At 69.7% G+C, this 24,959-nt stretch carries 23 protein-coding genes; 9 read left to right on the plus strand and 14 right to left on the minus strand.

Translation table 11 applies throughout. From position 1 onward, the window contains the following. Positions 1-7: 7 nt before the first annotated feature. From ABZV42_RS11315 to ABZV42_RS11330, 4 genes are read right to left on the minus strand one after another with little or no spacing between them, the layout of a single operon-like run. Entirely contained in the window at positions 8-331 is a 324-nt protein-coding gene (locus ABZV42_RS11315; protein ID WP_355990867.1) for a bifunctional 3-phenylpropionate/cinnamic acid dioxygenase ferredoxin subunit, read from the minus strand. After that, complete coding sequence (gene sufD / locus ABZV42_RS11320; RefSeq protein ID WP_356051713.1) at positions 331-1,551, minus strand: Fe-S cluster assembly protein SufD; 1,221 nt, start codon at positions 1,549-1,551, stop codon at positions 331-333. Before sufD ends, ABZV42_RS11315 begins: the two co-directional genes overlap by 1 nt. A 57-nt stretch (positions 1,552-1,608) precedes the next feature. Then, complete coding sequence (gene sufB / locus ABZV42_RS11325; protein ID WP_355990873.1) at positions 1,609-3,030, minus strand: Fe-S cluster assembly protein SufB; 1,422 nt, start codon at positions 3,028-3,030, stop codon at positions 1,609-1,611. After that, positions 3,027-3,770 (minus strand): metalloregulator ArsR/SmtB family transcription factor, encoded by a 744-nt coding sequence (locus ABZV42_RS11330; RefSeq protein WP_355990876.1) that lies wholly within the window; start codon positions 3,768-3,770, stop codon positions 3,027-3,029. Before ABZV42_RS11330 ends, sufB begins: the two co-directional genes overlap by 4 nt. Positions 3,771-3,931: 161 nt before the next feature. Here ABZV42_RS11330 and ABZV42_RS11335 point away from each other — a divergent pair, with 161 nt between their 5' ends. The 4 genes from ABZV42_RS11335 to ABZV42_RS11350 all read left to right on the plus strand — a co-directional run bounded on the left by ABZV42_RS11335 (position 3,932) and on the right by ABZV42_RS11350 (position 7,627). Further along, positions 3,932-4,774 carry an AAC(3) family N-acetyltransferase gene (locus tag ABZV42_RS11335; protein ID WP_356051715.1) on the plus strand — a complete coding sequence of 281 codons (843 nt, stop codon included), beginning with the start codon at positions 3,932-3,934 and terminating at the stop codon, positions 4,772-4,774. An 11-nt stretch (positions 4,775-4,785) separates the two neighbouring features. After that, positions 4,786-5,709 (plus strand): ABC transporter ATP-binding protein, encoded by a 924-nt coding sequence (locus ABZV42_RS11340; RefSeq protein ID WP_356051717.1) that lies wholly within the window; start codon positions 4,786-4,788, stop codon positions 5,707-5,709. Then, entirely contained in the window at positions 5,706-6,518 is an 813-nt protein-coding gene (locus ABZV42_RS11345; RefSeq protein ID WP_356051719.1) for an ABC transporter permease, read from the plus strand. Before ABZV42_RS11340 ends, ABZV42_RS11345 begins: the two co-directional genes overlap by 4 nt. A 101-nt stretch (positions 6,519-6,619) precedes the next feature. Further along, positions 6,620-7,627, plus strand: coding sequence for a COX15/CtaA family protein (locus ABZV42_RS11350; RefSeq protein WP_355990887.1), 1,008 nt, complete (start codon positions 6,620-6,622; stop codon positions 7,625-7,627). Between the two features lie 55 nt (positions 7,628-7,682). Here ABZV42_RS11350 and ABZV42_RS11355 read toward each other — a convergent pair whose 3' ends face one another. The 3 genes from ABZV42_RS11355 to ABZV42_RS11365 all read right to left on the minus strand — a co-directional run bounded on the left by ABZV42_RS11355 (position 7,683) and on the right by ABZV42_RS11365 (position 10,354). Continuing rightward, complete coding sequence (locus tag ABZV42_RS11355) at positions 7,683-8,789, minus strand: amidohydrolase family protein (RefSeq protein WP_355990889.1); 1,107 nt, start codon at positions 8,787-8,789, stop codon at positions 7,683-7,685. A gap of 127 nt (positions 8,790-8,916) precedes the next feature. Then, the gene (locus ABZV42_RS11360; protein WP_355990892.1) at positions 8,917-9,273 is read right to left on the minus strand and encodes a hypothetical protein; all 357 of its coding nucleotides are present in this window, start codon (positions 9,271-9,273) and stop codon (positions 8,917-8,919) included. A gap of 127 nt (positions 9,274-9,400) precedes the next feature. After that, the gene (locus ABZV42_RS11365) at positions 9,401-10,354 is read right to left on the minus strand and encodes a heme o synthase (RefSeq protein WP_355991463.1); all 954 of its coding nucleotides are present in this window, start codon (positions 10,352-10,354) and stop codon (positions 9,401-9,403) included. Between the two features lie 353 nt (positions 10,355-10,707). On the opposite strand from ABZV42_RS11365, the gene tkt reads away from it, so the two are divergent. From tkt to pgl, 5 genes are read left to right on the plus strand one after another with little or no spacing between them, the layout of a single operon-like run. After that, positions 10,708-12,795, plus strand: coding sequence for a transketolase (tkt, locus tag ABZV42_RS11370; RefSeq protein ID WP_356051721.1), 2,088 nt, complete (start codon positions 10,708-10,710; stop codon positions 12,793-12,795). A gap of 34 nt (positions 12,796-12,829) precedes the next feature. Then, positions 12,830-13,948 (plus strand): transaldolase, encoded by a 1,119-nt coding sequence (gene tal, locus ABZV42_RS11375; protein ID WP_356051723.1) that lies wholly within the window; start codon positions 12,830-12,832, stop codon positions 13,946-13,948. A gap of 1 nt (position 13,949) precedes the next feature. Beyond that, complete coding sequence (zwf, locus tag ABZV42_RS11380; protein ID WP_355991465.1) at positions 13,950-15,476, plus strand: glucose-6-phosphate dehydrogenase; 1,527 nt, start codon at positions 13,950-13,952, stop codon at positions 15,474-15,476. Beyond that, positions 15,473-16,534: a glucose-6-phosphate dehydrogenase assembly protein OpcA gene (gene opcA, locus ABZV42_RS11385; RefSeq protein ID WP_355991456.1), complete on the plus strand. Its 1,062-nt coding sequence runs from the start codon at positions 15,473-15,475 to the stop codon at positions 16,532-16,534. The genes zwf and opcA overlap by 4 nt, the downstream gene beginning before the upstream one ends. Next, complete coding sequence (gene pgl / locus ABZV42_RS11390; RefSeq protein ID WP_355991458.1) at positions 16,531-17,313, plus strand: 6-phosphogluconolactonase; 783 nt, start codon at positions 16,531-16,533, stop codon at positions 17,311-17,313. Before opcA ends, pgl begins: the two co-directional genes overlap by 4 nt. Before the next feature lie 82 nt (positions 17,314-17,395). Here the strand turns inward: pgl and ABZV42_RS11395 are convergent, their stop codons facing one another. The 7 genes from ABZV42_RS11395 to gap all read right to left on the minus strand — a co-directional run bounded on the left by ABZV42_RS11395 (position 17,396) and on the right by gap (position 24,792). Continuing rightward, positions 17,396-18,349 carry a hypothetical protein gene (locus ABZV42_RS11395; protein WP_355991461.1) on the minus strand — a complete coding sequence of 318 codons (954 nt, stop codon included), beginning with the start codon at positions 18,347-18,349 and terminating at the stop codon, positions 17,396-17,398. Between the two features lie 91 nt (positions 18,350-18,440). Further along, on the minus strand, positions 18,441-20,093 hold the full coding sequence (gene pgi, locus ABZV42_RS11400; RefSeq protein ID WP_356051725.1) for a glucose-6-phosphate isomerase: 1,653 nt from the start codon (positions 20,091-20,093) through the stop codon (positions 18,441-18,443). Between the two features lie 632 nt (positions 20,094-20,725). Beyond that, positions 20,726-21,061, minus strand: a complete 336-nt coding sequence (locus ABZV42_RS11405) for an RNA polymerase-binding protein RbpA (protein ID WP_078615979.1) — start codon at positions 21,059-21,061, stop codon at positions 20,726-20,728. A gap of 235 nt (positions 21,062-21,296) precedes the next feature. Further along, positions 21,297-21,533 (minus strand): preprotein translocase subunit SecG, encoded by a 237-nt coding sequence (secG, locus tag ABZV42_RS11410; protein WP_355774192.1) that lies wholly within the window; start codon positions 21,531-21,533, stop codon positions 21,297-21,299. Positions 21,534-21,631: 98 nt separating this feature from the next. Continuing rightward, positions 21,632-22,423 carry a triose-phosphate isomerase gene (tpiA, locus tag ABZV42_RS11415; RefSeq protein WP_355983707.1) on the minus strand — a complete coding sequence of 264 codons (792 nt, stop codon included), beginning with the start codon at positions 22,421-22,423 and terminating at the stop codon, positions 21,632-21,634. Between the two features lie 5 nt (positions 22,424-22,428). Then, positions 22,429-23,640: a phosphoglycerate kinase gene (locus ABZV42_RS11420; RefSeq protein ID WP_355983708.1), complete on the minus strand. Its 1,212-nt coding sequence runs from the start codon at positions 23,638-23,640 to the stop codon at positions 22,429-22,431. A gap of 141 nt (positions 23,641-23,781) precedes the next feature. Next, entirely contained in the window at positions 23,782-24,792 is a 1,011-nt protein-coding gene (gap, locus tag ABZV42_RS11425; protein WP_355983709.1) for a type I glyceraldehyde-3-phosphate dehydrogenase, read from the minus strand. Positions 24,793-24,959: the final 167 nt, after the last annotated feature.

Genomic DNA, 24,959 nt, shown 5'->3' on the forward strand with positions numbered 1-24,959 from the left:
GGGTGCCTCAGGACTCCTGGTTGAGGGAGACGAGCACGTCGTCCCCTTCGATCTGAACGGGGTATACGGGGACGGGGCGCGTCGCGGGAAGGCCGGACGGCTTGCCGGTGCGGAGGTCGAACGCGGAGCCGTGCAGCCAGCATTCGATCTGACAGTCCTCCACCTCGCCCTCGGAGAGTGAGACGTTCGCGTGCGAGCAGATGTCGTTGATCGCGAACACCTCCCCCTCGGTCCTCACGACCGAGACCGGCGTGCCGTCGAGTTCCACCCGCTTCGGGGTGTTCTCCTCCAGCTCGCTCAGCCCACAGACGCGCACGAAGGTGCCGGGCATCAGAGCGACGCCTCCAGCTCCTCGTCGATCTTCACGAGAAGGCGCTCTTCGATGTCGTCGACACCGATCTTCTGGACCAGTTCGGCGAAGAAGCCGCGCACCACCAGACGGCGGGCCTCGCCGGCCGGGATGCCGCGGGCCATCAGGTAGAAGAGCTGCTCGTCGTCGAAGCGGCCGGTGGCGGAGGCGTGGCCGGCGCCGACGATCTCGCCGGTCTCGATCTCCAGGTTCGGCACGGAGTCGACGCGGGCACCGTCGGTCAGAACCAGGTTGCGGTTCATCTCGTAGGTGTCCGTGCCCTCGGCCTTGGCCTCGATGAGGACGTCGCCGATCCAGACCGCGTGCGCGCCCTCGCCCTGGAGCGCGCCCTTGTACATGACGTTGGACTTGCAGTGCGGGGTGTTGTGGTCGACCAGGAGACGGTGCTCCTGGTGCTGGCCGGCGTCCGTGAAGTACAGGCCGAACAGCTCGGCCTCGCCGCCGGTGCCCGCGTAGGCGACCCTCGGGTGCAGGCGCACGACGTCGCCACCGAAGGTGACCACGAAGGACTTGAAGGTGGCGTCGCGGCCGATCAGCGCGTTGTGCTGGCCGACGTGGACGGCCGTGTCGTCCCAGTCATGGACGGAGACGACGGTCAGCTTGGCGCCGTCGCCGAGGACGTAGTCGACGTTGGCGGCGAGGACCGCGTCACCGGTGTGGTCGATGACGACGACGGCCTCGGCGAAGGCTCCCAGTTCGATGATCTGGTGGCCGTAGGCGATACCGCCCTCGCCGTGCACGGCGATCCGGATGGGCTCGGTGAGCACCGCGTCCTTGGGGACGGTGACGACACCGGCCTTCTCGAACGCCGAGAACGCCTGCGCGGCGACGCGGTCGACCGGGGTGCCGGCCTTTCCGACGCGCGCGTCGTCCCGGGCGACCGTCTCGACGGTGACGCCCTCGGGGGCGCTCACGTCGATCCGTACGCCTCCGCCGGTCGCGACGGCGGTGCCGTCGTGCAGCCCGCGCAGGCGCTCCAGCGGGGTGAACCGCCATTCCTCCTCGCGGCCGTGGGGGACGGGGAAGTCCGCCACGTCGAAGGACGGAGGCGCGCTCATGCGCGTGGCGACGGTCGACTCGGCGGCCACCGCGATCTGGCCCGCGGTGGTCGAGCCCAACGGTGGGGGTCCCCCCTGTCCGAGCGCAGTCGAGGACTTGGGGGAGTTCTGAGCCTCAGCCATGGCTGTCGGTCTGCTCGCTTTCTTACGTGAGTGGCGTGACGGGGGCGGTGTTCGGCGTCAGCCGACCGCGCCCTCCATCTGGAGCTCGATCAGCCGGTTGAGCTCGAGGGCGTATTCCATGGGCAGTTCCTTGGCGATCGGCTCGACGAAGCCGCGCACGATCATCGCCATCGCCTCGAACTCCGTCAGACCGCGGCTCATCAGGTAGAAGAGCTGGTCCTCGGAGACCTTGGAGACGGTCGCCTCGTGGCCCATGGACACGTCGTCCTCGCGGACGTCGACGTACGGGTACGTGTCCGAGCGGGAGATGGTGTCGACGAGCAGCGCGTCGCACAGGACGTTCGACTTGGAGCCGTGGGCGCCCTCGCCGATCTCGACGAGACCGCGGTAGGACGTACGGCCGCCACCGCGCGCCACGGACTTCGACACGATGTTCGAGGAGGTGTTCGGCGCCATGTGGACCATCTTGGAGCCGGCGTCCTGGTGCTGCCCCTCGCCCGCGAAGGCGATGGACAGGGTCTCGCCCTTGGCGTGCTCGCCCATCAGGTAGACGGCCGGGTACTTCATGGTGACCTTGGAACCGATGTTGCCGTCGATCCACTCCATGGTCGCGCCCTCGTACGCCACGGCGCGCTTGGTGACCAGGTTGTAGACGTTGTTCGACCAGTTCTGGATCGTCGTGTAGCGGCAGCGGCCGCCCTTCTTCACGATGATCTCGACCACCGCGGAGTGCAGGGAGTCCGAGGAGTAGATCGGAGCCGTGCAGCCCTCGACGTAGTGCACGTAGGCGCCCTCGTCGACGATGATCAGGGTCCGCTCGAACTGGCCCATGTTCTCCGTGTTGATACGGAAGTAGGCCTGGAGCGGAATCTCGACGTGCACACCCTTCGGCACGTAGATGAACGAGCCGCCGGACCACACCGCGGAGTTCAGCGACGCGAACTTGTTGTCGCCCACCGGGATGACGGTGCCGAAGTACTCCTTGAAGAGCTCAGGGTGCTCCTTCAGCGCCGTGTCGGTGTCCATGAAGATGACACCCTGCGCTTCGAGCTCTTCGTTGATCTGGTGGTAGACGACCTCGGACTCGTACTGGGCCGCGACGCCGGCGACGAGGCGCTGCTTCTCCGCCTCCGGGATGCCGAGCCTGTCGTACGTGTTCTTGATGTCCTCGGGCAGGTCCTCCCAGGACTCCGCCTGCTTCTCCGTGGAACGCACGAAGTACTTGATGTTGTCGAAGTCGATGCCCGACAGGTCGGATCCCCAGTTGGGCATGGGCTTCTTCGCGAAGAGACGCAGGCCCTTGAGACGGAGCTTGGTCATCCACTCCGGCTCGTTCTTCTTCGCGGAGATGTCGCGGACGACGTCTTCGTTGATACCGCGCTTGGCAGAGGCACCGGCCGTGTCGGAGTCGGCCCAGCCGTATTCGTACTTGCCCAGGCCCTCGAGTTCGGGGTGAGCAGTCTCCGTGGGGAGCGTCATGCGGGGTTCCTCCCGGCCGTGCTTGCGGATGCGTTATGAGTGGCTTGCGAAATCTTGGGGATGAACGTCGTGCACACCCCGTCGCCGTGGGCGATGGTGGCCAGTCGCTGGACATGCGTGCCGAGCAGCTGGGAGAAGAACTCCGTCTCGGCCTCGCACAGCTGCGGGAACCGCTCGGCGACATGCGCGACCGGGCAGTGGTGCTGGCAGAGCTGCTCGCCGACCGGTGCGCTGCGCGCCGTGGCAGCGTATCCGTCGGCACTCAGGGCCTTCGCCAGGGCTTCCGTGCGTTCCTCGGGGGTCGCGGCCTCGATGGCCGCGCGGTACGCCCCGGCCTGCGCGGCGATCCGGGCGCGGGCGAAGGAGAGGATCGCCTCGTCCCCGCCCTCGCGCTCGGCGATCCAGCGCAGTGCGTCCTCGGCGAGCTTGTCGTAGGACTGGTCGAAGGCGTCCCGGCCGCAGTCGGTGAGGGCGAACACCTTGGCGGGACGGCCGCGCGTACGCGCTCCGTAGACCCGCTGCTCACGTGCTTCCACGACGTCGTCGGCGACCAGCGCGTCCAGATGACGGCGTACGGCGGCATGGGTCAGGCCCAGTCGGCCCGCCAGGTCGGCGACGGTCGACGGGCCGTGGTCCAGGATCGACCGCGCGACCCGGTTGCGCGTCGAGCGCTCACCGGTCGCGAGTTCCTCCTGCGGGGCCCCCGCGGGGGTCTCCCGAGCCTCGCCAACGTTTTTCACAACGCCATTGTTGCGTAATTCCTCAGGGCCTGACAAGCCGCGCCCTCCGGGGCGGGCGGTGCGCTGTGTCACTTAGGCATACCTAAGGTGACCTGGGCGAACGATCTTTGATCGATCAATTCGGTGGCGCGCCTGCCGTCCCTCGGGAAGACTGCCGGACCATGCCCACACCCCCTCCGACCGGCCCTCTCGTCACCCGGGACACCCTTGCCGCGGACCTGCGCACGCTCGGAGTACGAGCGGGAGAGACGCTTCTCGCGCACTCCTCGCTCAGCGCCCTCGGCTGGGTCAACGGCGGCCCCGTGGCCGTCGTGCAGGGACTTCTCGACGCCCTCGGCCCGGACGGCACCCTGGTGGTCCCGACGCAGTCAGGCGACCTCTCCGACCCGGCGCTGTGGGGCCGCCCGCCGGTTCCCGAGGAGTGGTGGGCGACCATCCGGGCGACCATGCCCGCCTACGACCCCCGGGTGACGCCGTCCCGGGGTGTCGGCGTGATACCCGAGACGGTCCGCAACTGGCCCGGCGCCCTGCGCAGCGCGCATCCGGAGACCTCGTTCGCGGCCATCGGCCCGGGAGCGGCGACGGTCCTCGCCGGGCACGCGGCCGACTGCCGGCTCGGCGAGCGCAGCCCGCTGGCCCGGCTGGAGGCCGGCGGCGCCCGGGTCCTGCTGCTCGGCGCGGGCTACGACTCCTGCACCAGCTTCCACCTCGCCGAATACCGCATGCCCTCGCCCGTCGTGGAGGTCGGACGCCCGTCCCCGACCGGCTGGGAGAAGGTGCGGGAGGTGTCCATCGACTCCGATCTCTTCGAGGAGCTGGGCTCCGACTTCGAACGGGACCGCCCCGTCGTACGCGGCATCGTGGGCGCGGCCCGGGCGCGGCTCTTCCCGGTGGCCGACGCGGTGGCGTACGCGCAGCGGTGGCTGCCCGTGCACCGGCCGCGGGACCTGGACGTCGAGACCGCCGCCGCCCCCGGCGGTCCGGAGCCGCGGCGACGTCCCTAGAATTGCTCCTCATGCGAAGCGAGCCCGTGGTCCAGGTCCAGGCCCTGGTGAAGCGGTACGGCACGAAGACCGCGGTGGACGGCCTCGACCTGGTGGCCACGGCGGGCATCACCGCCGTACTCGGACCCAACGGCGCGGGCAAGACGACCACGGTCGAGACCTGCGAGGGATACCGGAAGCCGGACTCCGGCACGGTGCGCGTCCTGGGCCTCGACCCGGCGAGACAGTCCGGTGAGCTGCACACCCGCATCGGCGTGATGCTCCAGTCGGGTGGCGTCTACTCGGGCGCCCGCGCGGACGAGATGCTCCGCCATGTCGCGAGACTGCACGCCCATCCCCTGGACGTGGACGCTCTCATCGAGCGGCTCGGCCTGGAGAGCTGCGGCCGCACGACGTACCGGCGGCTGTCGGGCGGCCAGCAGCAGCGCCTCGCGCTCGCCATGGCGGTCGTCGGCCGTCCCGAACTGGTCTTCCTGGACGAGCCGACCGCCGGCCTCGACCCGCAGGCCCGCCACGCCACCTGGGACCTGGTCCGCGACCTCCGCTCCGACGGTGTCTCGGTGATCCTCACCACGCACCACATGGACGAGGCCGAGCAGCTCGCCGACGACGTCGCGATCATCGACGCCGGCCGGGTCGTCGCCCAGGGCTCCCCCGAGGAGCTGTGCCGCGGCGGCGCCGAGAACACCCTGCGCTTCACCGGCCGCCCGGGACTGGATGTGGGCTCGCTGCTGAAGGCCCTCCCCGCGGACTGCACGGCGGCCGAGCTGACACCGGGTGCCTACCGGATCGGCGGCAAGGTCGATCCGCAGCTGCTGGCGACCGTGGCGTCCTGGTGCGCCCAGCACGGTGTGATGCCGGAGAAGATCTCGGTCGAACGCCACACCCTCGAAGACGTCTTCCTGGAACTGACCGGCAAGGAGCTGCGCTCATGAGCCAGGCCCAGCTCGGAACCGACCGGCAAGGAGCCGCGTCCGTGACCACCGGCACGTACACCCCGAAGCCGGGCGCCGCCCCGCTGCCCCGCATGATCCGCGCGCAGGCCGCCCTGGAGACCCGGATGCTGCTGCGCAACGGCGAGCAGCTCCTGCTGACGGTCGTGATCCCGACGCTGCTGCTCGTCCTGTTCAGCTCGGCCGACATCATCGACACCGGTCCGGGCAAGGCGGTCGACTTCCTCGCGCCCGGCATCCTGGCGCTGGCCGTGATGTCGACGGCGTTCACCGGCCAGGCCATCGCCACGGGCTTCGAGCGCCGCTACGGCGTCCTGAAGCGGCTGGCCGCCTCGCCGCTCCCCCGCTGGGGACTGATGGCCGCGAAGACGGCGTCGGTCCTGGTCACCGAGATCCTTCAGGTGATCCTGCTCACCGCGATCGCCTTCGCGCTCGGCTGGTCGCCGCACGGCGGCCCGCTCCCCGTCCTGCTCCTGCTGGTCCTCGGTACCGCGGCCTTCTCCGGGCTTGGCCTGCTCATGGCCGGCACGCTCAAGGCCGAGGCGACGCTGGCCGCCGCCAACCTCGTGTTCCTGCTGTTCCTGGTCGGCGGCGGGGTGATCGTGCCGATGGACAAGTTCCCCGCGGGCGTCCAGGACGTGCTCGGTCTGCTGCCCGTCTCGGCCCTGTCCGACGGGCTGCGGGACGTGCTCCAGCACGGTGCCGGGATGCCCTGGGCCGACCTGGGGATCCTCGCGGTCTGGGCGGTCGTGGGGCTCGGCGCGGCGGGCCGGTTCTTCCGCTGGGAGTGACCGGCTCCGCCACGGGGAGCTGTCGGACCTTCCACCGGGAGTGACCGATACGTCCGTCCGGGGGCGACCCTCGTGAAAGCGTGCACAAGCGGGCCCCTACGATGGTGCGCGTGCAGAACCTGACCCGAGCCGACGCCCTCAGCGCGGTGCGCAACCCGCTCGCCTTCATCGCCGAACGCTGGACCCCGGCCTCCCGGACGGTGCGGCGCGCGGCCCTCGCCGCGCTCGTCATGTCGGTCGTGATCGTGGTCACCGGCGGCGCCGTGCGGCTCACCGGCTCCGGCCTCGGCTGCCCGACCTGGCCCAAGTGCACCGACGACTCGCTCACGGCGACGAGCGCGATGGGCTTCCACGGCGCCATCGAGTTCGGCAACCGCATGCTGACGTACGTGCTGTGCGCCGCCGTCGGGTGGGCGATCGTCGCGGCGCGCTCGCAGAAGCCGTGGCGGCGCGATCTGACCCGCCTCGGCTGGGCCCAGTTCTGGATCGTCATGAGCAACGCGATCCTCGGCGGGATCGTCGTCCTGGTCGGCCTGAACCCGTACACGGTCGCCGCCCACTTCCTGCTCTCCACCGCGCTCATCACCGTCGCCGCGCTCATGTGGCAGCGCACCCGCGAGGGTGACGCGGCACCGCGTCCGCTCGTCGGCAGGTCGGTGCAGCAGCTCGTGTGGTTCCTGGTCGTCGCGGCCGTCCTGCTGATCGCGGTCGGCACGGTCGTCACCGGGGCCGGACCGCACGCGGGCGACTCGAGCGAGGTCGAGCGCATTCCCGTCGGCTGGGAGACCGTGGCCAAGCTGCACGCCGTGCTGGCCTGGATCGTCGTGACGCTGACCTTCGCCCTCTGGTTCGTCCTGAAGGCGGTGGACGCCCCCCAGGGTCCCCTGCGGCGCACCCGCGACCTGTTCCTGATCCTGCTCTCCCAGGGCGTCATCGGCTACGTCCAGTACTTCACCGACCTGCCCGAGGCCCTGGTCGCCCTCCACATGCTCGGCTCCTGCCTGGTGTGGATCGGTGTGCTGCGCGTCCTGCTGGCTCTGCGCGAACGCCCGGACGTCGTGGCGGACCTGCCGGGTCCCGCAACGGAGTCGGCCCTCACGCGCGCGTAGCCCCTCCAGGAGCCCGGTGGCTCCAGGGGGACGGCGCTTCCGCGCGCCCACGCGCTCACTCCAGCCCGTACACCCGCCGGGCGTTCCCCGCCGCGATCAGGGTCGCGACCCGCTGGGCGTCCGCCAGTGACCAGGCCCCTTCGGCGACCCAGTTGCCGAGCACCCGGGCCAGTGCCTCGCGGAAGAGGCGTGCTCCGATCACATGGAGTTCGGGCAGGCACTGGGCCCCGCTGGAGAAGAGGAGCTTGCCGAAGGGGGCCAGCTCCAGTATCTCGGCGAGGACGGCGGCCGACCGCGCGCCGGTGCGCACCAGGGCGGCGCCCAGGTCGGCGTAGACATGTGAGAAGACGCCGGCGAGGTGTGCCGCGTGCCGTTGGTACGGATAGCCGTGCAGCAGGACCAGATCGGTGCCGAGGCCGGCCGTGGCGCGGGCGAAGTCGGTGAGCAGCACGGGGTCGGTGCGGTCGATGCGCTGTCCTGGTTCGCCGAGTCCGGCGTGCAGTTGCAGGGGCAGGCCCGACGCGACCGCGATCCACAGCAGATGGCGGAGCAGGACGGGGTCGGTGAGCGCCCCGCCCACCCGGCGGCCCGCGAGCCAGCGGCCCGCCGCGCCGCGCACCTCCCCGGGTCCGGGCGGTTCGGGCGCGAGGGCCAGACCGTGCCGCGCGCCCGCCACGGAGGTGAAGGCCACGGCGTTCGCGGCGGCCCCGTGGACGGATTCGGCCAGATTGGCGAGAAAGGCCTCGACGGTTCCCGAGGTGTCGGCGACCTGTTCGGCGAGCAGTTCCAGCCGGACGATCTCGTGCGCGCTGGCGGCCCCTGTGGAGGCCATCTCGCCCGGTCCGGTCAGATCGCCGGGCAGCCCGGTGTCGACGAGGTACGTGGTGATACCGCTGCCGCGCAGCAGTCTTCGCCCGGATTCCAGGACCCCGAGTTCGCGGCGCCGGGCCAGATAGCGGGCGGGCGTGCAGTGCGGTTCGAGTCCGAGCAGGGGCGGGCACCAGCGTCGTACGGCGAAGCCCGTCTGGGTGTCGAAGAAGGTGGTGCCCGCGGCCGGCGGTCCCTCGGTCCTGGAGAGGTGGGCCTCGAACGTGCCGAGGCCCAGCTCCGTCCGCAGTACGCCATGGCAGTACTGGTCCACGAGGGACGGCGTTTCGATCATCCGGACTCCCCGCGAATGGACCGTTGCTTTTCAGGTCCTAACGGCTGAGCCGGGTGTCAGGTGTTGGTCGGGCACACCCCGTGCGAACAGCCGACGATTGTCGGCCGTCCGTGCGACGGGTGAGACGTCAGCCGTTCGAGGGACCGCCGAGCTGGATGCCGGCCATGCGCTTCCACTCGTAAGGACCGGTCTTGACCTTGGCCGCGAACTCGCCGTCGAAGGTCTCGTGGACGGTGATCCCGGCCTTCTTCACGGCGTTCTCGGCGATCTCGTAGCTCGTCGCCACGAGGTCGCCCCAGCCGCCGTCCTCACCGACGAGGACGATGCGGGCGCCGCGCTGTCCGATGTACGCGACCTGCGCCTCGGCGCCGCCGTGCGCCTTGGAGAAGGCGGTGATCCGCTGCGCGAGCTTGGCGGCGGCGCGTTCGGCCCTGGGGTCCTGGACGGTGCCGGGGGTCTCGTCGATGTGCTGGGTTTCTGCCATGGCCAGGATGCTACCGACGGGTAGATCAAAGAGCGACGGGAGGGGTGCGTGGCCTTGGCCACGCACCCCTCCCGTCCACGTCTCCCTGGACCGCCGGGCCGCCGAACCCGGGCTCCGGGCAGGTGGTCTAGCGGAGGAAGGGGTCCACCGCGACGGCCACGAAGAGGATCGACACGTAGGTGATCGACCAGTGGAACAGCCGCATCTCCTTCAGCTTGCCGCCGGACACCTCGGCCTTGGCGCGGTTCTGAAGACCGTGCGCCTCCCACAGCCAGAACCCGCCCGCGCCAAGCGCGACCACGGTGTAGAACCAGCCCGTGTAGCCGAGCGGGGTGAGCAGCAGCGAGACCGCGACCATCACCCAGCTGTAGATGACGATCTGGCGGGCGACGACCTTGTTGCTCGCGACCACCGGCAGCATCGGCACGCCCACGCGCGCGTAGTCGTCGCGCACCTTCATGGACAGCGGCCAGTAGTGCGGGGGCGTCCAGAAGAACATGACGAGGAAGAGGATGACCGGCGCCCACGACATGGAGTTCGTGACGGACGACCAGCCGATGAGCACGGGCAGACAGCCGGCGATGCCGCCCCACACGATGTTCTGCGAGGTACGCCGTTTGAGGATCATCGTGTAGACGACGACGTAGAAGAGGAGCGCTCCGAGCGACAGCCAGGCCGACAGCCAGTTGACGGCGAGACCGAACAGCAGGGTCGACACGACCGCGAGCGTGATGCCGAAGGCGAGGCACTCACGGGGGCTGACCATGCCGGTGACGAGGGGGCGCTGCGAGGTGCGCTCCATGAGGGCGTCGATGTCGCGGTCGATATACATGTTCAGCGCGTTGGCGCCGCCCGCGGACAGAAAGCCGCCGAGGCAGGTGAGGAGCACCAGCTTCAGGTCGGGCACGCCCTGCTGGGCCAGGAACATCACCGGAACGGTGGTGATCAGCAGCAGTTCGATGATCCGCGGCTTGGTCAGCGCCACGAACGCCTTGACACGGGCCCCGAACGGCCGCTGGCCCCGGCTGCTGCTCGTCCCGAGCACACCGGCTGGACGGGATTCGACGGCCGTCACGCACACCCCTGACAGAGACATCCCAGCGGGCCCCGGAATGAATTCCCCGCGAAGGCCCGCGCGTACCACGCCACTGTAGACGTTGCCCAGACCCCGGCATTCGCGGGGGTGCGCCCGTGTTGGGGAGTGCGGCCGGAAGAGCTGATCGAGACTCGATTGAGCACTCGGACGAGCGGCTCCGTATTCATGTGCCGAACACGGAACGACCTAGTCGGGAGGCGGATCCCGACGAGTCCCGGCAGTCTGGAATGACTCGAAAAAACGCGCGTACTCACGGGGGTAGGCTCGACAACGGCCGGGGCGCCCAGTGCACCGGCATTTCGACATGTGTGACATGTGGAGAGGAGCCCTGACCCAGGGTGAGCACCAAGCCGACCACCACAGACCTCGAGTGGACCGAGCTGGACCAGCGGGCCGTGGACACCGCCCGCGTCCTGGCCGCCGATGCCGTACAGAAGGTCGGCAACGGCCATCCCGGTACGGCCATGAGCCTGGCGCCCGCCGCCTACACCCTCTTCCAGAAGGTGATGCGGCACGACCCGGCGGACCCCGACTGGGTTGGACGCGACCGCTTCGTGCTGTCCGCCGGCCATTCGTCCCTGACCCTCTACACCCAGCTCTACCTGGCCGGGTTCGGCCTGGAGCTGGACGACCTGGAGTCCTTCAGGACCTGGGGCAGCAGGACCCCCGGACACCCCGAGTACGGTCACACGCCGGGTGTGGAGACCACGACCGGTCCGCTCGGCCAGGGTGTCGCCAACGCGGTCGGCATGGCGATGGCCGCCCGCTACGAGCGCGGCCTGTTCGACCCGGACGCGCCCCAGGGCGAGTCCCCGTTCGACCACTTCATCTACGCGATCGCCGGTGACGGCTGCCTCCAGGAGGGCATCTCCGCGGAGGCGTCCTCCATGGCCGGGCACCAGAAGCTCGGCAACCTCGTCCTCCTCTGGGACGACAACCACATCTCGATCGAGGGCGACACGGAGACCGCGGTCTCCGAGGACACCGTCAAGCGTTACGAGGCGTACGGCTGGCACGTGCAGCGGATCGCCCCGAAGCCGGACGGCGACCTCGACCCGCACGCCATCTACAACGCCATCGAGGCCGCGAAGAAGGTGACGGACAAGCCGTCGTTCATCGCGATGCGCTCGATCATCGCCTGGCCCGCCCCGAACGCGCAGAACACCGAGGCCGCGCACGGCTCGGCGCTCGGCCACGACGAGGTCGCGGCCACCAAGCGCGTCCTCGGCTTCGACCCGGAGAAGTCCTTCGACGTCGCCGCCGAGGTGCTGGCCCACACCCGCCACGCCCTGGACCGGGGTACCCAGGCCAAGGCCGAGTGGGAGAAGGGCTACGCCGCCTGGCGTACCGCGAGCCCGGAGCGCGCAGCGGAGTACGACCGCATCGCGGCCACCGAACTGCCGGTCGGCTGGGAGGAGAAGCTCCCCGTCTTCGAGGCGGGCACGGGCGTCGCCACCCGCGCTGCGTCCGGCAAGGTGCTCCAGGCCCTCGGCGCGGTCATCCCCGAGCTGTGGGGCGGCTCCGCCGACCTCGCCGGCTCGAACAACACCACGATCGACAAGACCAGCTCGTTCCTCCCGGCGGACAACCCGCTGCCCGAGGCCGACCCGTACGGCCGCACGATCCACTTCGGCATCCGCGAGCACTCCATGGCCGCGGAGATGAACGGCATCGCGCTGCACGGCAACACGCGCATCTACGGCGGCACCTTCCTGGTGTTCTCCGACTACATGCGCAACTCGGTCCGCCTGTCGGCCCTGATGCACCTGCCGGTGACGTACGTGTGGACGCACGACTCGATCGGTCTCGGCGAGGACGGCCCCACCCACCAGCCGGTCGAGCACCTCGCCTCGCTGCGCGCCATCCCGGGCCTGAACATCGTCCGTCCCGCGGACGCCAACGAGACGGCGATCGCCTGGCGCGAGATCCTCAAGCGCTACACCAAGGTGTACGGCAAGGGCGCCCCGCACGGTCTCGCGCTGACCCGTCAGGGCGTTCCGACGTACGAGGCCGACGAGAACGCGGCCAAGGGCGGTTACGTGCTGTTCGAGGCCGAGGGCGGCACGCCCGAGGTCATCCTGATCGGCACCGGTTCCGAGGTGCACGTGGCCGTCGAGGCGCGCGAGCAGCTCCAGGCCGCGGGCGTCCCCACGCGGGTCGTGTCGATGCCGTGTGTCGAGTGGTTCGACGAGCAGGACCAGGGGTACCGGGACAGCGTCCTGCCGCCTTCGGTGAAGGCCCGTGTCTCGGTCGAGGCCGGAATCGGTCTCACCTGGCACCGATTGGTCGGGGACGCCGGACGCATTGTCTCGCTGGAGCACTTCGGTGCTTCGGCCGACGCCAAGGTGCTCTTCCGCGAATTCGGTTTCACCGCCGAGAACGTCGCGGAAGCCGCCCGGGAATCGATCGCCGCAGCCCAGCGCTGACGCTGACATACGACACGTAGGAGATGCAATTTCCATGACAGACGCACTCAAGCGCCTCTCCGAGGAAGGCGTCGCGATCTGGCTGGACGACCTGTCGCGCAAGCGGATCACGTCCGGCAACCTTGCCGAGCTGATCGACCAGCAGCACGTCGTGGGCGTCACCACCAACCCGTCGATCTTCCAGAAGGCGATCAGCAGCGGAGACGGTTACGAGCAGCAGATCTCCGAGCTCGCGGCCCGCAAGGTCACCGTCGAGGAAGCCATCCGCATGATCACCACGGCGGACGTCCGCGACGCCGCCGACATCCTGCGTCCCGTCTTCGACGCGACCGAGGGCCAGGACGGCCGGGTCTCGATCGAGGTCGACCCGCGTCTTGCGCACAACACCGGCGCGACGATCGCCGAGGCCAAGCAGCTCGCCTGGCTCGTGGACCGTCCCAACACGCTCATCAAGATCCCGGCCACCAAGGCGGGTCTGCCGGCGATCACCGAGGTCATCGGCCTCGGCATCAGCGTCAACGTCACGCTGATCTTCTCGCTCGAGCGCTACCGCGAGGTCATGGACGCCTTCCTCTCCGGCCTGGAGAAGGCCAAGGAACGCGGCCTGGACCTGTCGAAGATCCACTCCGTGGCGTCCTTCTTCGTGTCCCGCGTGGACACCGAGATCGACAAGCGGCTCGACGCCCTGGGCACCCCCGAGGCCAAGGCCGCCCGCGGCAAGGCGGGCGTCGCCAACGCCCGGCTCGCGTACGAGGCGTACGAGGAGGTCTTCTCCTCGGACCGCTGGACGGCCCTCGACCGGGCGCAGGCCAACAAGCAGCGTCCGCTGTGGGCCTCGACCGGCGTCAAGGACCCGGCGTACAAGGACACCCTGTACGTCGACGAGCTGGTCGCGCCCAACACGGTGAACACCATGCCGGAGGCCACCCTGGAGGCCACCGAGGACCACGGCGGTATCACCGGCGACACCATCGCCGGTACGTACGAGCAGTCCCGTGCCGAACTCGACGCCGTCGAGAAGCTCGGGATCGCCTACGCCGACGTGGTCCAGCTCCTTGAGGACGAGGGCGTCGAGAAGTTCGAGTCCGCCTGGAACGACCTGCTCAAGTCGACCGAGGCGGAGCTCCGGCGCCTCGCCCCTTCGGAGGGCTGAAATCTTGTCGAGCAGCAACCCGCTGCGTGACCCCGCAGACCGACGGCTCCCGCGTATCGCGGGGCCGTCGGGCCTGGTCATCTTCGGCGTCACGGGCGATTTGTCACGTAAAAAGCTGATGCCCGCGGTGTACGACCTCGCCAACCGGGGTCTGCTGCCGCCGGGCTTCTCACTCGTCGGGTTCGCCCGTCGCGAGTGGGCCCACGAGGACTTCGCCCAGGAGGTCCACGACGCGGTCAAGGAGCACGCGCGTACCCCGTTCCGCGAGGAGGTCTGGCAGCAGCTCGTGCAGGGCATGCGCTTCGTCCAGGGCACCTTCGACGACGACGACGCCTTCGACCGGCTGCGCTCCACCATCGAGGAGCTGGACAAGGCTCAGGGCACGGGCGGCAACTTCGCCTTCTACCTGTCCGTACCGCCGTCCGCGTTCCCGGTGGTGATCCAGCAGCTGAAGAAGCACAAGCTGGCCGACCAGTCGAACGGCCAGTGGCGCCGCGCGGTCATCGAGAAGCCCTTCGGTCACGACCTCGAGTCGGCCGAGGAGCTCAACGCGATCGTGCACGAGGTCTTCGCCCCTGACCAGGTCTTCCGCATCGACCACTACCTGGGCAAGGAGACCGTCCAGAACATCCTGGCGCTGCGCTTCGCCAACACGATGTTCGAGCCGATCTGGAACCGGTCGTTCGTCGACCATGTGCAGATCACCATGGCCGAGGACATCGGCATCGGCGGCCGGGCCGGCTACTACGACGGCATCGGCGCCGCCCGTGACGTCATCCAGAACCACCTGCTCCAGCTGATGGCGCTCACCGCCATGGAGGAGCCCTCCTCCTTCGACGCGGACGCGCTCGCCGCGGAGAAGACCAAGGTGCTCGGCGCGACCCGGCTGCCCAAGGACCTGGGCAAGAGCACGGTCCGCGGCCAGTACGCGGCGGGGTGGCAGGGCGGCGAGAAGGTCGTCGGCTACCTCCAGGAGGATGGTATCGACCCCAAGTCGAAGACCGACACCTTCGCCGCGATCAAGGTGGAGGTGGACAACCGCCGCTGGGCGGGCGTCCCGTTCTACCTGCGCACCGGCAAGCGCCTGGGCCGCCGCGTCACCGAGATCGCGGTCGTCTTCCAGCGCGCCCCGCACTCCCCCTTCGACCACACGGCGACGGAGGAGCTCGGCCAGAACGCGATCGTCTTCCGCGTCCAGCCCGACGAGGGCGTCACGGTCCGCTTCGGCTCCAAGGTGCCCGGCACCTCCATGGAGATCCGGGACGTCTCGATGGACTTCGCGTACGGCGAGTCCTTCACGGAGTCGAGCCCGGAGGCGTACGAGCGTCTGATCCTCGACGTGCTGCTCGGTGACTCGAACCTCTTCCCGCGCACGGAGGAGGTCGAGCTGTCCTGGAAGATCCTCGACCCGATCGAGCAGTACTGGGACAAGCACGGCAAGCCCGCGCAGTACCCCTCGGGCACCTGGGGACCCGTCGAGGCCGACGAGATGCTCGAACGAGACGGACGGAGCTGGCGTCGCCCATGAAGACCGATCTCACGGACACCACGGCCAGCAAGGTCAACAAGGCGCTCGTCCAGGGCCGCCGCGCCATCGGCACGCCCGCCGTCGGCATGGTGCTCACCCTCGTCATCGTCACCGACGAGGAGAACGCCTACGACGCCCTGAAGGCCGCCAACGAGGCCTCGCGCGAGCACCCCTCGCGCACCCTCGTGGTCATCAAGCGCGTCTCCCGCTCACCCCGCGACCGCACGACGTCGCGGCTCGACGCCGAGGTGCGGCTCGGGGCGGAGGCGGGCACCGGCGAGACGGTGGTGCTGCGCCTGTACGGCGAGGTGATCAACCACGCCCAGTCGGTCGTGCTGCCGCTGCTGCTGCCGGACGCGCCCGTCGTCGTCTGGTGGCCGGTGAACGCGCCGCTCGATCCGGCGAAGGACCCGCTCGGCGCGCTCGCGCAGCGCCGGGTGACCGACACCTATGCCGCCGAGACCCCGGTCCGGGAGCTCAACGCCCGCGCCGAGGCCTACACCCCGGGCGACACGGACCTGTCGTGGACCCGCATCACGCCCTGGCGTTCGATGCTGGCCGCGGCCCTGGACCAGGTCACCTGCGACGTGGACGCGGTCGAGGTGGAGGGCGAGGAGTTCAACCCCAGCTGCGAGCTGCTCGCGATGTGGCTCGCGGACCGGCTGGAGGTCCCCGTCAAGCGCTCGCTGTCCTCGGGCCCCGGCCTCACCGCGGTCCGGCTGGACACGAGCTGCGGCCCGATCGTCCTGGACCGCGCCGACGGCACCCTCGCGACGCTGTCCATCCAGGGGCAGCCCGACCGTGCCGTGGCGCTCAAGCGCCGTGACACGGCCGAGCTGATGGCGGAGGAGCTGCGCCGCCTCGACCCGGACGACACCTACGCCTCGGCGCTGCGCTTCGGCGTGGACCGGCTGAACACGCCGGCGGACAGCGCCGGGTCCGGGTCCTCGGGCGGGACCGCGACCGCCACGAAGGCGGCCCCGGCCGCCAAGGACTCCCCCGCCGGGGTGGCCGAGACGCTCGCCAAGAAGGCGGCGGGCAAGGCGGCCGCCGAGTGAACACTCCGCAGCTCGTCGTCCACCGCGACAAGGAACTGATGGCCCAGGCCGCGGCGGCGCGGCTGATCACGAAGATCGTGGACGCGCAGGCCTCGCGCGGCTACGCCTCGATCGTGCTCACCGGCGGGCGCAACGGCAACGGGCTCCTCGCGGCGCTCGCGGCCGCGCCGGCCCGGGACGCCGTCGACTGGGCGCGTCTCGACCTGTGGTGGGGCGACGAGCGGTACCTCCCCGAGGGCGACCCCGACCGCAACGACACGCAGGCCCGCGCGGCGCTGCTCGACGCGGTGCCGCTGGACCCGGCACGGGTGCACGCGATGCCCGCGTCGGACGGTCCGTACGGCGCCGACGTGGAGGCGGCGGCGGAGTCGTACGCGGCGGAGCTCGCGAAGGCGGCCGGGCCGGAGAACCACGGACCGGTCCCCGCTTTCGACGTGCTGATGCTGGGCGTGGGCCCCGACACCCATGTGGCCTCGCTCTTCCCCGAGCTGCCCGCGGTGCGGGAGACGGAGCGGACGGTGGTCGGCGTGCACGGCGCGCCCAAGCCGCCGCCGACCCGGATCTCGCTGACCCTGCCCGCGATCCGCTCGGCCCGCGAGGTGTGGCTGCTCGCGGCCGGCGAGGACAAGGCGGAGGCGGCGGCCATCGCCCTCTCCGGCGCGGGCGAGATCCAGGCCCCGGCCGCCGGGGCGTACGGCCGCTCACGCACCCTGTGGCTGCTGGACGCGGCAGCGGCGTCCCAGCTCCCACGGTCGCTCTACCCGCCGGCTTCCGCCTGAACGGCTGATCCGGCAAACCGCTGAACCGCCGAACGGGGGCGGCAGGGTCTTTCGACTCTGCCGCCCCCGTTCGCGATCCCGCTCAAGTGCCGTACGGTCCGCGGCCGTACGGGTTCTGTCGCGTACCCGGCGCCGGAGGATTTCCCCCGGGGCGCGGCGCGTACGGATCGCCCTGCGGGTAGGGACCCGAGGGACTGCCGTGGGGATACCCGGCGTAGGGGTTCCCTGGCGGGAACGGGGTGCCCTGGGGCGGCAGGCGGGGGCCGGGCGGCGGGTAGGCCACGGGGCGCGGGACCGGCAGGGTCGCGGGGTGCGCGCGCAGCCTGATCCCGTAGCGGCGGCGGAGCCGGTTCGTCTCCAGGACGGCGATGGCGGTGACGGTCACCGGCGCGCCGAGGATGAAGACGACGCCCAGCGTGAGGCTGAGCCCGTGCAGGTCACCGGTGACGAGGTCGGGAACGGCCATGAGCCAGGTCGTCACCGAGGCCAGCAGCGGCGGCAGACAGCGGTGCACGGCCGCGGATCCGAAGTAGTTCCCGGCCAGTTGCACCGCGCCGTAGCCCACGACGCCGAGCAGCCAGAGAGCCAGGAAACCCAGCGGAACCAGCGCGGGGCCTCCGACGGAGGTCGCCAGGTGCAGCAGGAACACGGCGGCCGCGGCCAGGCCGAGGAAGAGCAGCAGCAGTTTGAGCGAGCCGAGGAGCGGGCGCCGCAGCTGACGAACGGTGCCGGTGCGCCGCCATACGAGGAGCATCACGCCCACGGTCAGCGGAGTGATGAACAGCAGGACGACGGCCGCCGTCAGGATGTTGGCCAGGATCTCCGTGGTGTCGAACTTGTGCTGCACGAAGGTGTACACGCCGAACACCGCGACGGCTCCGGCGACGACCCGCACCCGCTTGAGCCGCTCCACCGACGGATCGACGGGCTCCGGGATCCACGCCGGGTGGAACAGTGCCTTCGCCATCCGCTTCGGTCGCAGGAACGTCCCGACCGTGAGTCTGTCCCTCGTCCACCGCTCACGTGACCCGGCCATTTTTCGCTCCCCCGAACGATCGCCATCGTGATCGTCAGGGATGTTACGGGAAGCGGGCGGACTCCCGCCGCCCGCTTCCCCTCATTCAGGCTCAACGGCCCCGCACTGTGCGGTACTTGGCGACGAGGGCCTTGGTCGACTCGTCCAGTCCTGGTACGTCCGCGCCTTCGGTCAGGGCGGGCTCGACGCGCTTGGCGAGGACCTTGCCGAGCTCGACGCCCCACTGGTCGAAGGAGTCGATGTTCCAGATCGCGCCCTGGACGAACACCTTGTGCTCGTAGAGGGCGATCAGCTGGCCCAGGACCGAGGGGGTCAGCTCCTTCGCCAGGATCGTGGTCGTGGGGTGGTTGCCCTGGAACGTCTTGTGCGGCACCAGTTCCTCGGGCACACCCTCGGCTCGGACCTCGTCCGGGGTCTTGCCGAAGGCCAGCGCCTGCGTCTGCGCGAAGAAGTTGGCCATCAGCAGGTCGTGCTGGGCGACCAGGCCGGGCAGCAGGTCGGCCACGGGCTCGGCGAAGCCGATGAAGTCGGCGGGGATGAGCTTGGTGCCCTGGTGGATCAACTGGTAGTACGCGTGTTGGCCGTTGGTCCCGGGCGTGCCCCACACCACCGGTCCCGTCTGCCACTCCACCGGGTTGCCGTCACGGTCGACGGACTTGCCGTTGGACTCCATGTCGAGCTGCTGGAGATAGGCCGTGAACTTGGAGAGGTAGTGCGAGTACGGCAGCACTGCGTGCGACTGGGCGTCGTGGAAGTTGCCGTACCAGACGCCCAACAGGCCGAGCAGCAGCGGGGCGTTGGCCTCCGCCGGAGCGGTGCGGAAGTGCTCGTCGACCAGGTGGAAACCGTCCAGCATCTCGCGGAAACGGTCCGGGCCGATCGCGATCATCAGCGACAGGCCGATCGCCGAGTCGTACGAGTAACGCCCGCCGACCCAGTCCCAGAACTCGAACATGTTCGCCGTGTCGATCCCGAAGTCCGAGACCTTCTCCGCGTTCGTCGACAGCGCCACGAAGTGCCGCGCCACCGCCTCCTGGCCGGCCTTCAGGCCGGTCAGCAGCCAGGAGCGGGCGGAGGTGGCGTTGGTGATCGTCTCGATCGTGGTGAACGTCTTCGAGGCGATGACGAACAGCGTCTCGGCGGGGTCCAGATCGTGGACCGCCTCGTGCAGGTCGGCGCCGTCCACGTTCGACACGAACCGCACGCTCAGCGAGCGGTCGGTGAAGGAGCGCAGCACCTCGTACGCCATCGCCGGACCGAGGTCCGAGCCGCCGATGCCGATGTTGACGACGTTCTTGATGCGCTTGCCGGTGTGCCCGGTCCACTCACCCGAGCGGACCCGGCCGGCGAAGTCCGCCATCTTGTCCAGGACCGCGTGCACGGCCGGAACCACGTTCTCCCCGTCGACCTCGACCACCGCGTCCCGCGGCGCCCGCAGCGCGGTGTGCAGCACCGCCCGGTCCTCGGTCGTGTTGATCTTCTCGCCCCGGAACATCGCGTCCCGCAGCCCGAACACACCGGTGGCGACGGCCAGCTCGCGCAGCAGCCGCAGCGTCTCGTCGGTGACCAGGTGCTTGGAGTAGTCGACGTGCAGATCGCCGACCTGGAGCGAGTAGCCGGAGCCGCGTCCGGGTTCGGCGGCGAACAGCTCGCGCAGACCGGTGCCGGCGAGCTCCTCGCGGTGCTTGGCGAGAGCGGTCCACTCGGGTGTCTGGTTGAGCCTGGTACGGCTTTCTGCGTTCATCTCGGACTTCCGCCTTCTTTCCTGCCTGTACTGCTGCGTACCTTGCCCCGCTGCCGGTCCCAACCTAATTGATCAGGGCTGGACACGAGCTGTCGCAGCGCGTCCACCGGCTCAACAACAGATACGTCCCGGCGGCCCGCAGGTGTCAGCGTGATGACGGCGAGAGGAAGGCGGGGGCAGGTCGCGCGGCCGCGAACGGTGCCGGTCCGTTCGGTTCGGGGGCCGCCGCGCGCGCTTCGTCCGGCAGGGCTTCGCAGGAGAGCTCGCGGGAAACTCCGGGCCGACGTGCCCGGCATGAATTCCGGTCCGCGTTGCTGCATCGGCGTGACCGGCCGTCGTTCCGTCTCCGGGCACGGCGGACGAACCGGCGCGCGGCGCGGGTGACCGGGAGATCGGCGCCGGGTGCATGCGCGGTTGGCGCGGGGTGCCCGGGTGACCCGATGATCGGCTCCGGGTGCGCGGGTCCCGATGATCGGCAGCCGGTGCCCGGATGCCGGGTGCCCGGGATGATCGGCACCAGGTGGGCGCGTCCGGGCGCGGTGGACCCGGCGACGGGCCGGACATCGGCCGCGAAGTCGCCGTCGGACGGTTCCGGCCAGACATCCACGGGATGCCCGGCCGGCTCTCAATTCCTAGATCTCGCCCCGCAGTTTGGCGAGCGCCTCGGCGAGGATCGCCTCGCCGTCCGCGTCGCTGCGCCGCTCCCGCACGTACGCGAGGTGTGTCTTGTAGGGCTCGGTGCGCGGGGGGTCCGGCGGGTTGTCCCGGTCCTGTCCGGCGGGGAAGCCGCACCGCGGGCAGTCCCAGGTCTCGGGAACCTGTGCGTCGCTGGCGAAGCTGGGCACCGTCTCGTGCCCGTTGGAGCACCAGAAGGAGATGCGCAGCCGCGGCGCGGACTCGCCGCGCTCGGCCTCGCCCATCGGCCCCGCCCCGACCCGGCTTCCTCGGATCGCGTTGCCACTTGCCACGGTGTAACTCCCTGCGTGATGGTGCCGCGAAGCAAGTCGGCGTTTCGCTTCGTTGCGAGCACCTCAGTCTACGTAAGGCCCAACGCGCGTCCAGTGATTGGAGTTACATCCCCACCCCTAGACGCAAGCCCCATGATAGGCGGCGCCTGGAGGCGCGTACCGGACATGGGGCCTTACGTGCGGAATGTGCTTGCGTAATGTGCAGTTGTGCTGTCGTACCGATGTCGATCGGCGATCAGTTGTTGATTTTCATCAGGACGCCGAGCACGACGATGCACGTGAACCAGAGCAGGCCGAGCACCACGGTGATGCGGTCGAGGTTGCGCTCGGCCACCGAGGAGCCACCGACGGACGACTGCATGCCGCCACCGAACATGTCGGACAGGCCGCCGCCCTTTCCCTTGTGCATCAGCACGAGCAGCATCAGCAGCAGGCTGAAGACGATCAGGGCGATCGAGAACCCCAAAACCACGGCTGGACCAACTTCCTCGGAACTGGATGGACGACGGGGGCCCGGCGCGATGGCACCAGACCCCCGCAAGGGTACGACGAATCGCCGCTACCGCATACTTACTGGTCGCGGAACCGGACGATCTTGACGAACTCGTCGGCGTCGAGCGAGGCGCCGCCGATCAGAGCGCCGTCGATGTCGGGCTTCGACATGATCTCGGCGACATTGCCGGACTTCACCGAGCCGCCGTACTGGATGCGGACCGCCTCGGCCAGCTCCTGGGAGTACAGCTCGGCGAGCTTGGCGCGGATCGCGGCGCAGACCTCCTGGGCGTCGTCGGCGCCGCAGACCTTGCCGGTGCCGATGGCCCAGACGGGCTCGTACGCGATCACGACGGACTCGGCCTGCTCGGCCGAGAGGTCCTTGAGACCGCCCTCGACCTGGGCGAGGGTGTGGGAGACGTGGTTGCCCGCCTCGCGGACGTCCAGTTCCTCGCCCACGCACAGGATCGGGGTCAGGCCGTGCTTGTAGGCGGCCTTGACCTTGGCGTTGACGATCTCGTCGGTCTCGTTGTGGTACTGGCGGCGCTCGGAGTGGCCGACGGCCACGTACGTGCACTTCAGCTTGGCCAGCATCGAGCCGGAGATCTCGCCGGTGTAGGCGCCGGAGTCCTGTGCGGACAGGTCCTGGGCCCCGTACTTGATCTTGAGCTTGTCGCCGTCGACCAGGGTCTGCACGGAGCGCAGGTCGGTGAAGGGCGGCAGGACGGCGACCTCACAGGCCTCGTAGTCCTTGTCGGCCAGGGCGAAGGCGAGCTTCTGGACGTGCGCGATGGCCTCGAGGTGGTTGAGGTTCATCTTCCAGTTGCCCGCCATCAGCGGCGTGCGCCCAGAGAGATTAGATGCAGCCATTAAGGTCAGTCCTCCAGTGCGGCGAGGCCGGGGAGCGTCTTGCCCTCGAGGTATTCGAGGGAGGCGCCGCCACCGGTCGAGATGTGGCCGAATGCGTTCTCGTCGAAACCGAGGGTGCGCACCGCGGCGGCGGAGTCACCGCCACCGACGACGGTGAAGCCCTTGGAGTCGACGAGGGCCTGGGCGACCGCCTTGGTGCCCTCGGCGTAGTCGGGGTGCTCGAAGACGCCCATGGGACCGTTCCAGAACACGGTCTCGGCGTCGGCGAGCTTGGCTGCGTACAGCGCACCGGTCTTCGGGCCGATGTCCAGGCCCAGCTGCCCCGCGGGCATCCGGTCGCCGTCGACGACGGCGTGCTCGGTGGGCGCCTTGGTCTTCAGGTCCGGGAATCCGGGGGCGACCACGACGTCGACCGGGAGCACCAGCTCGACGCCCAGCTTCTCGGCGCGCTCCATGTACTCGGTGACGGCCGGGATCTGGTCCTCCTGGAGCAGCGAGGTGCCGACCTCGTAGCCCTTGGCCTTGAGGAAGGTGAAGGCCATGCCGCCGCCGATCAGGATGCGGTCGGCCTTGCCGAGCAGCTGGTCGATGACGGCGAGCTTGTCGGAGACCTTGGAACCGCCGAGCGCTACGACGTACGGGCGCGCGACGTCCTCGGTGAGCTTCTTCAGGACGCCGACCTCGGTGGCGATGAGGTGGCCGGCGTAGTGCGGCAGACGGGCCGGGAGGTCGTACACCGAGGCGTGCTTGCGGTGCACGGCGCCGAAGCCGTCGCCCACGTAGACGTCGGCCAGGGCGGCGAGCCGGTCGGCGAACTCGCCGCGCTCGGCGTCGTCCTTGGACGTCTCACCGGCGTTGAAGCGGAGGTTCTCGATGACCGCGACCTGGCCGGGCTCCAGGCCGTTCACAGCGGCGTGGGCGGCGGGGCCGACCGTGTCCTGCGCGAACGCGACGGGCGCGCCGAGCAGTTCACCGAGTCGCTCGGCGGGCTGGAGAAGGGAGAACGCCGGGTCCGGGGCGCCCTTGGGGCGGCCCAGGTGCGAGGCGACGATGACCTTGGCGCCCGCCGCGGCCAGGGCCTTGACGGTGGGCAGGACGGCGCGGATGCGGCCGTCGTCGGTGATGAGGCCGCCCGCCAGCGGCACGTTGAGGTCGGCGCGGACGAAGACCCGCTTGCCGTCCACGCCTTCGGCGAGAAGTTCGTCGATCGTCTTCATGAGGGGGCTCCTTGGGAAGGCTCTTCGGTTCCGGGAGGGCTGATCGATCGCAGGGATCGATCACTACGCGGCGCAGGGCCCGGACAGCGCGGCGTCGCGCTGCCCGAGCCCTGGCTCACATCGAGGTGCCGGCTCCGGGACCTAGAGCTGGCCGCCGACGAAGACCGTGAGGTCGACGAGGCGGTTGGAGTAGCCCCACTCGTTGTCGTACCAGCCGAGGATCTTCACCGTGTTGCCCTCCTGGACCATGGTCAGGGAGGAGTCGAAGGTGCAGGAGGCCGGGTCGCCGACGATGTCCGAGGAGACGATCTGGTCCTCGGTGTAGGTCAGGAAGCCCTTGAGGTCGCCGTCCTCGGAGGCCTTCTTGAACGCGGCGTTGACCTCGTCCTTGGTGGTCTCGCGCTGGAGCGTCACGACCAGGTCGGTGGCCGAACCCGTCGGGACCGGGACGCGCATGGCGATGCCGTCCAGCTTGCCCTTGAGCTGCGGGAGGACCAGGGCGGTGGCCTTCGCGGCACCGGTCGTGGTCGGGATGATGTTCTCGGCGGCGGCGCGGGCGCGGCGCAGGTCCGAGTGCGGGAAGTCCAGGATCCGCTGGTCGTTCGTGTACGCGTGAACCGTCGTCATCAGGCCCTTGACGATGCCGAAGTTCTCGTCGAGAACCTTGGCCATCGGCGCCACACAGTTGGTGGTGCAGGAGGCGTTGGAGATGATGTCGTGGTTCGCCGGGTCGTACTGGTCCTGGTTGACGCCCATCACGATGGTGATGTCCTCGTCCTTGGCCGGAGCCGAGATGAGGACCTTCTTGGCGCCGCCGGCGATGTGCTTCTCGGCGTCGGCCTTCTTCGTGAAGATGCCGGTCGACTCGATGACGATGTCGACGCCGAGCTCGCCCCACGGGATGTCGGCGGGGTTGCGCTCGGACAGGACCTTGATGGTGTGGCCGTCGACGGTGATCGTGTCGGCGGTGTGCGACACCTCGGCCTTGAGGCGGCCCAGAATGGTGTCGTACTTGAGCAGGTGGGCGGTGGTCGCGGTGTCACCCAGGTCGTTGACAGCCACGATCTCGATGTCAGCACCCTGCTCCAGCAGCGCGCGGAAGTAGTTACGACCGATGCGGCCAAAGCCGTTGATGCCTACGCGGATCGTCACGAACCGATCTCCTCGTTAGGTACGCCGACTCAAGTGTCGGCGAGTTGTATGGGATGTCCCCGACCGCCTCCGACCCTACCTCCCTGGAGGCCCCGGAGTGACATCGAGTAGGGCCATACACGGCAGGGTGATCCGTACCCGTCAGTAGGGTACGGATCACCCGTGTC

Source organism: Streptomyces sp. NPDC005281 (assembly GCF_040607495.1).
Classification (GTDB): domain Bacteria; phylum Actinomycetota; class Actinomycetes; order Streptomycetales; family Streptomycetaceae; genus Streptomyces.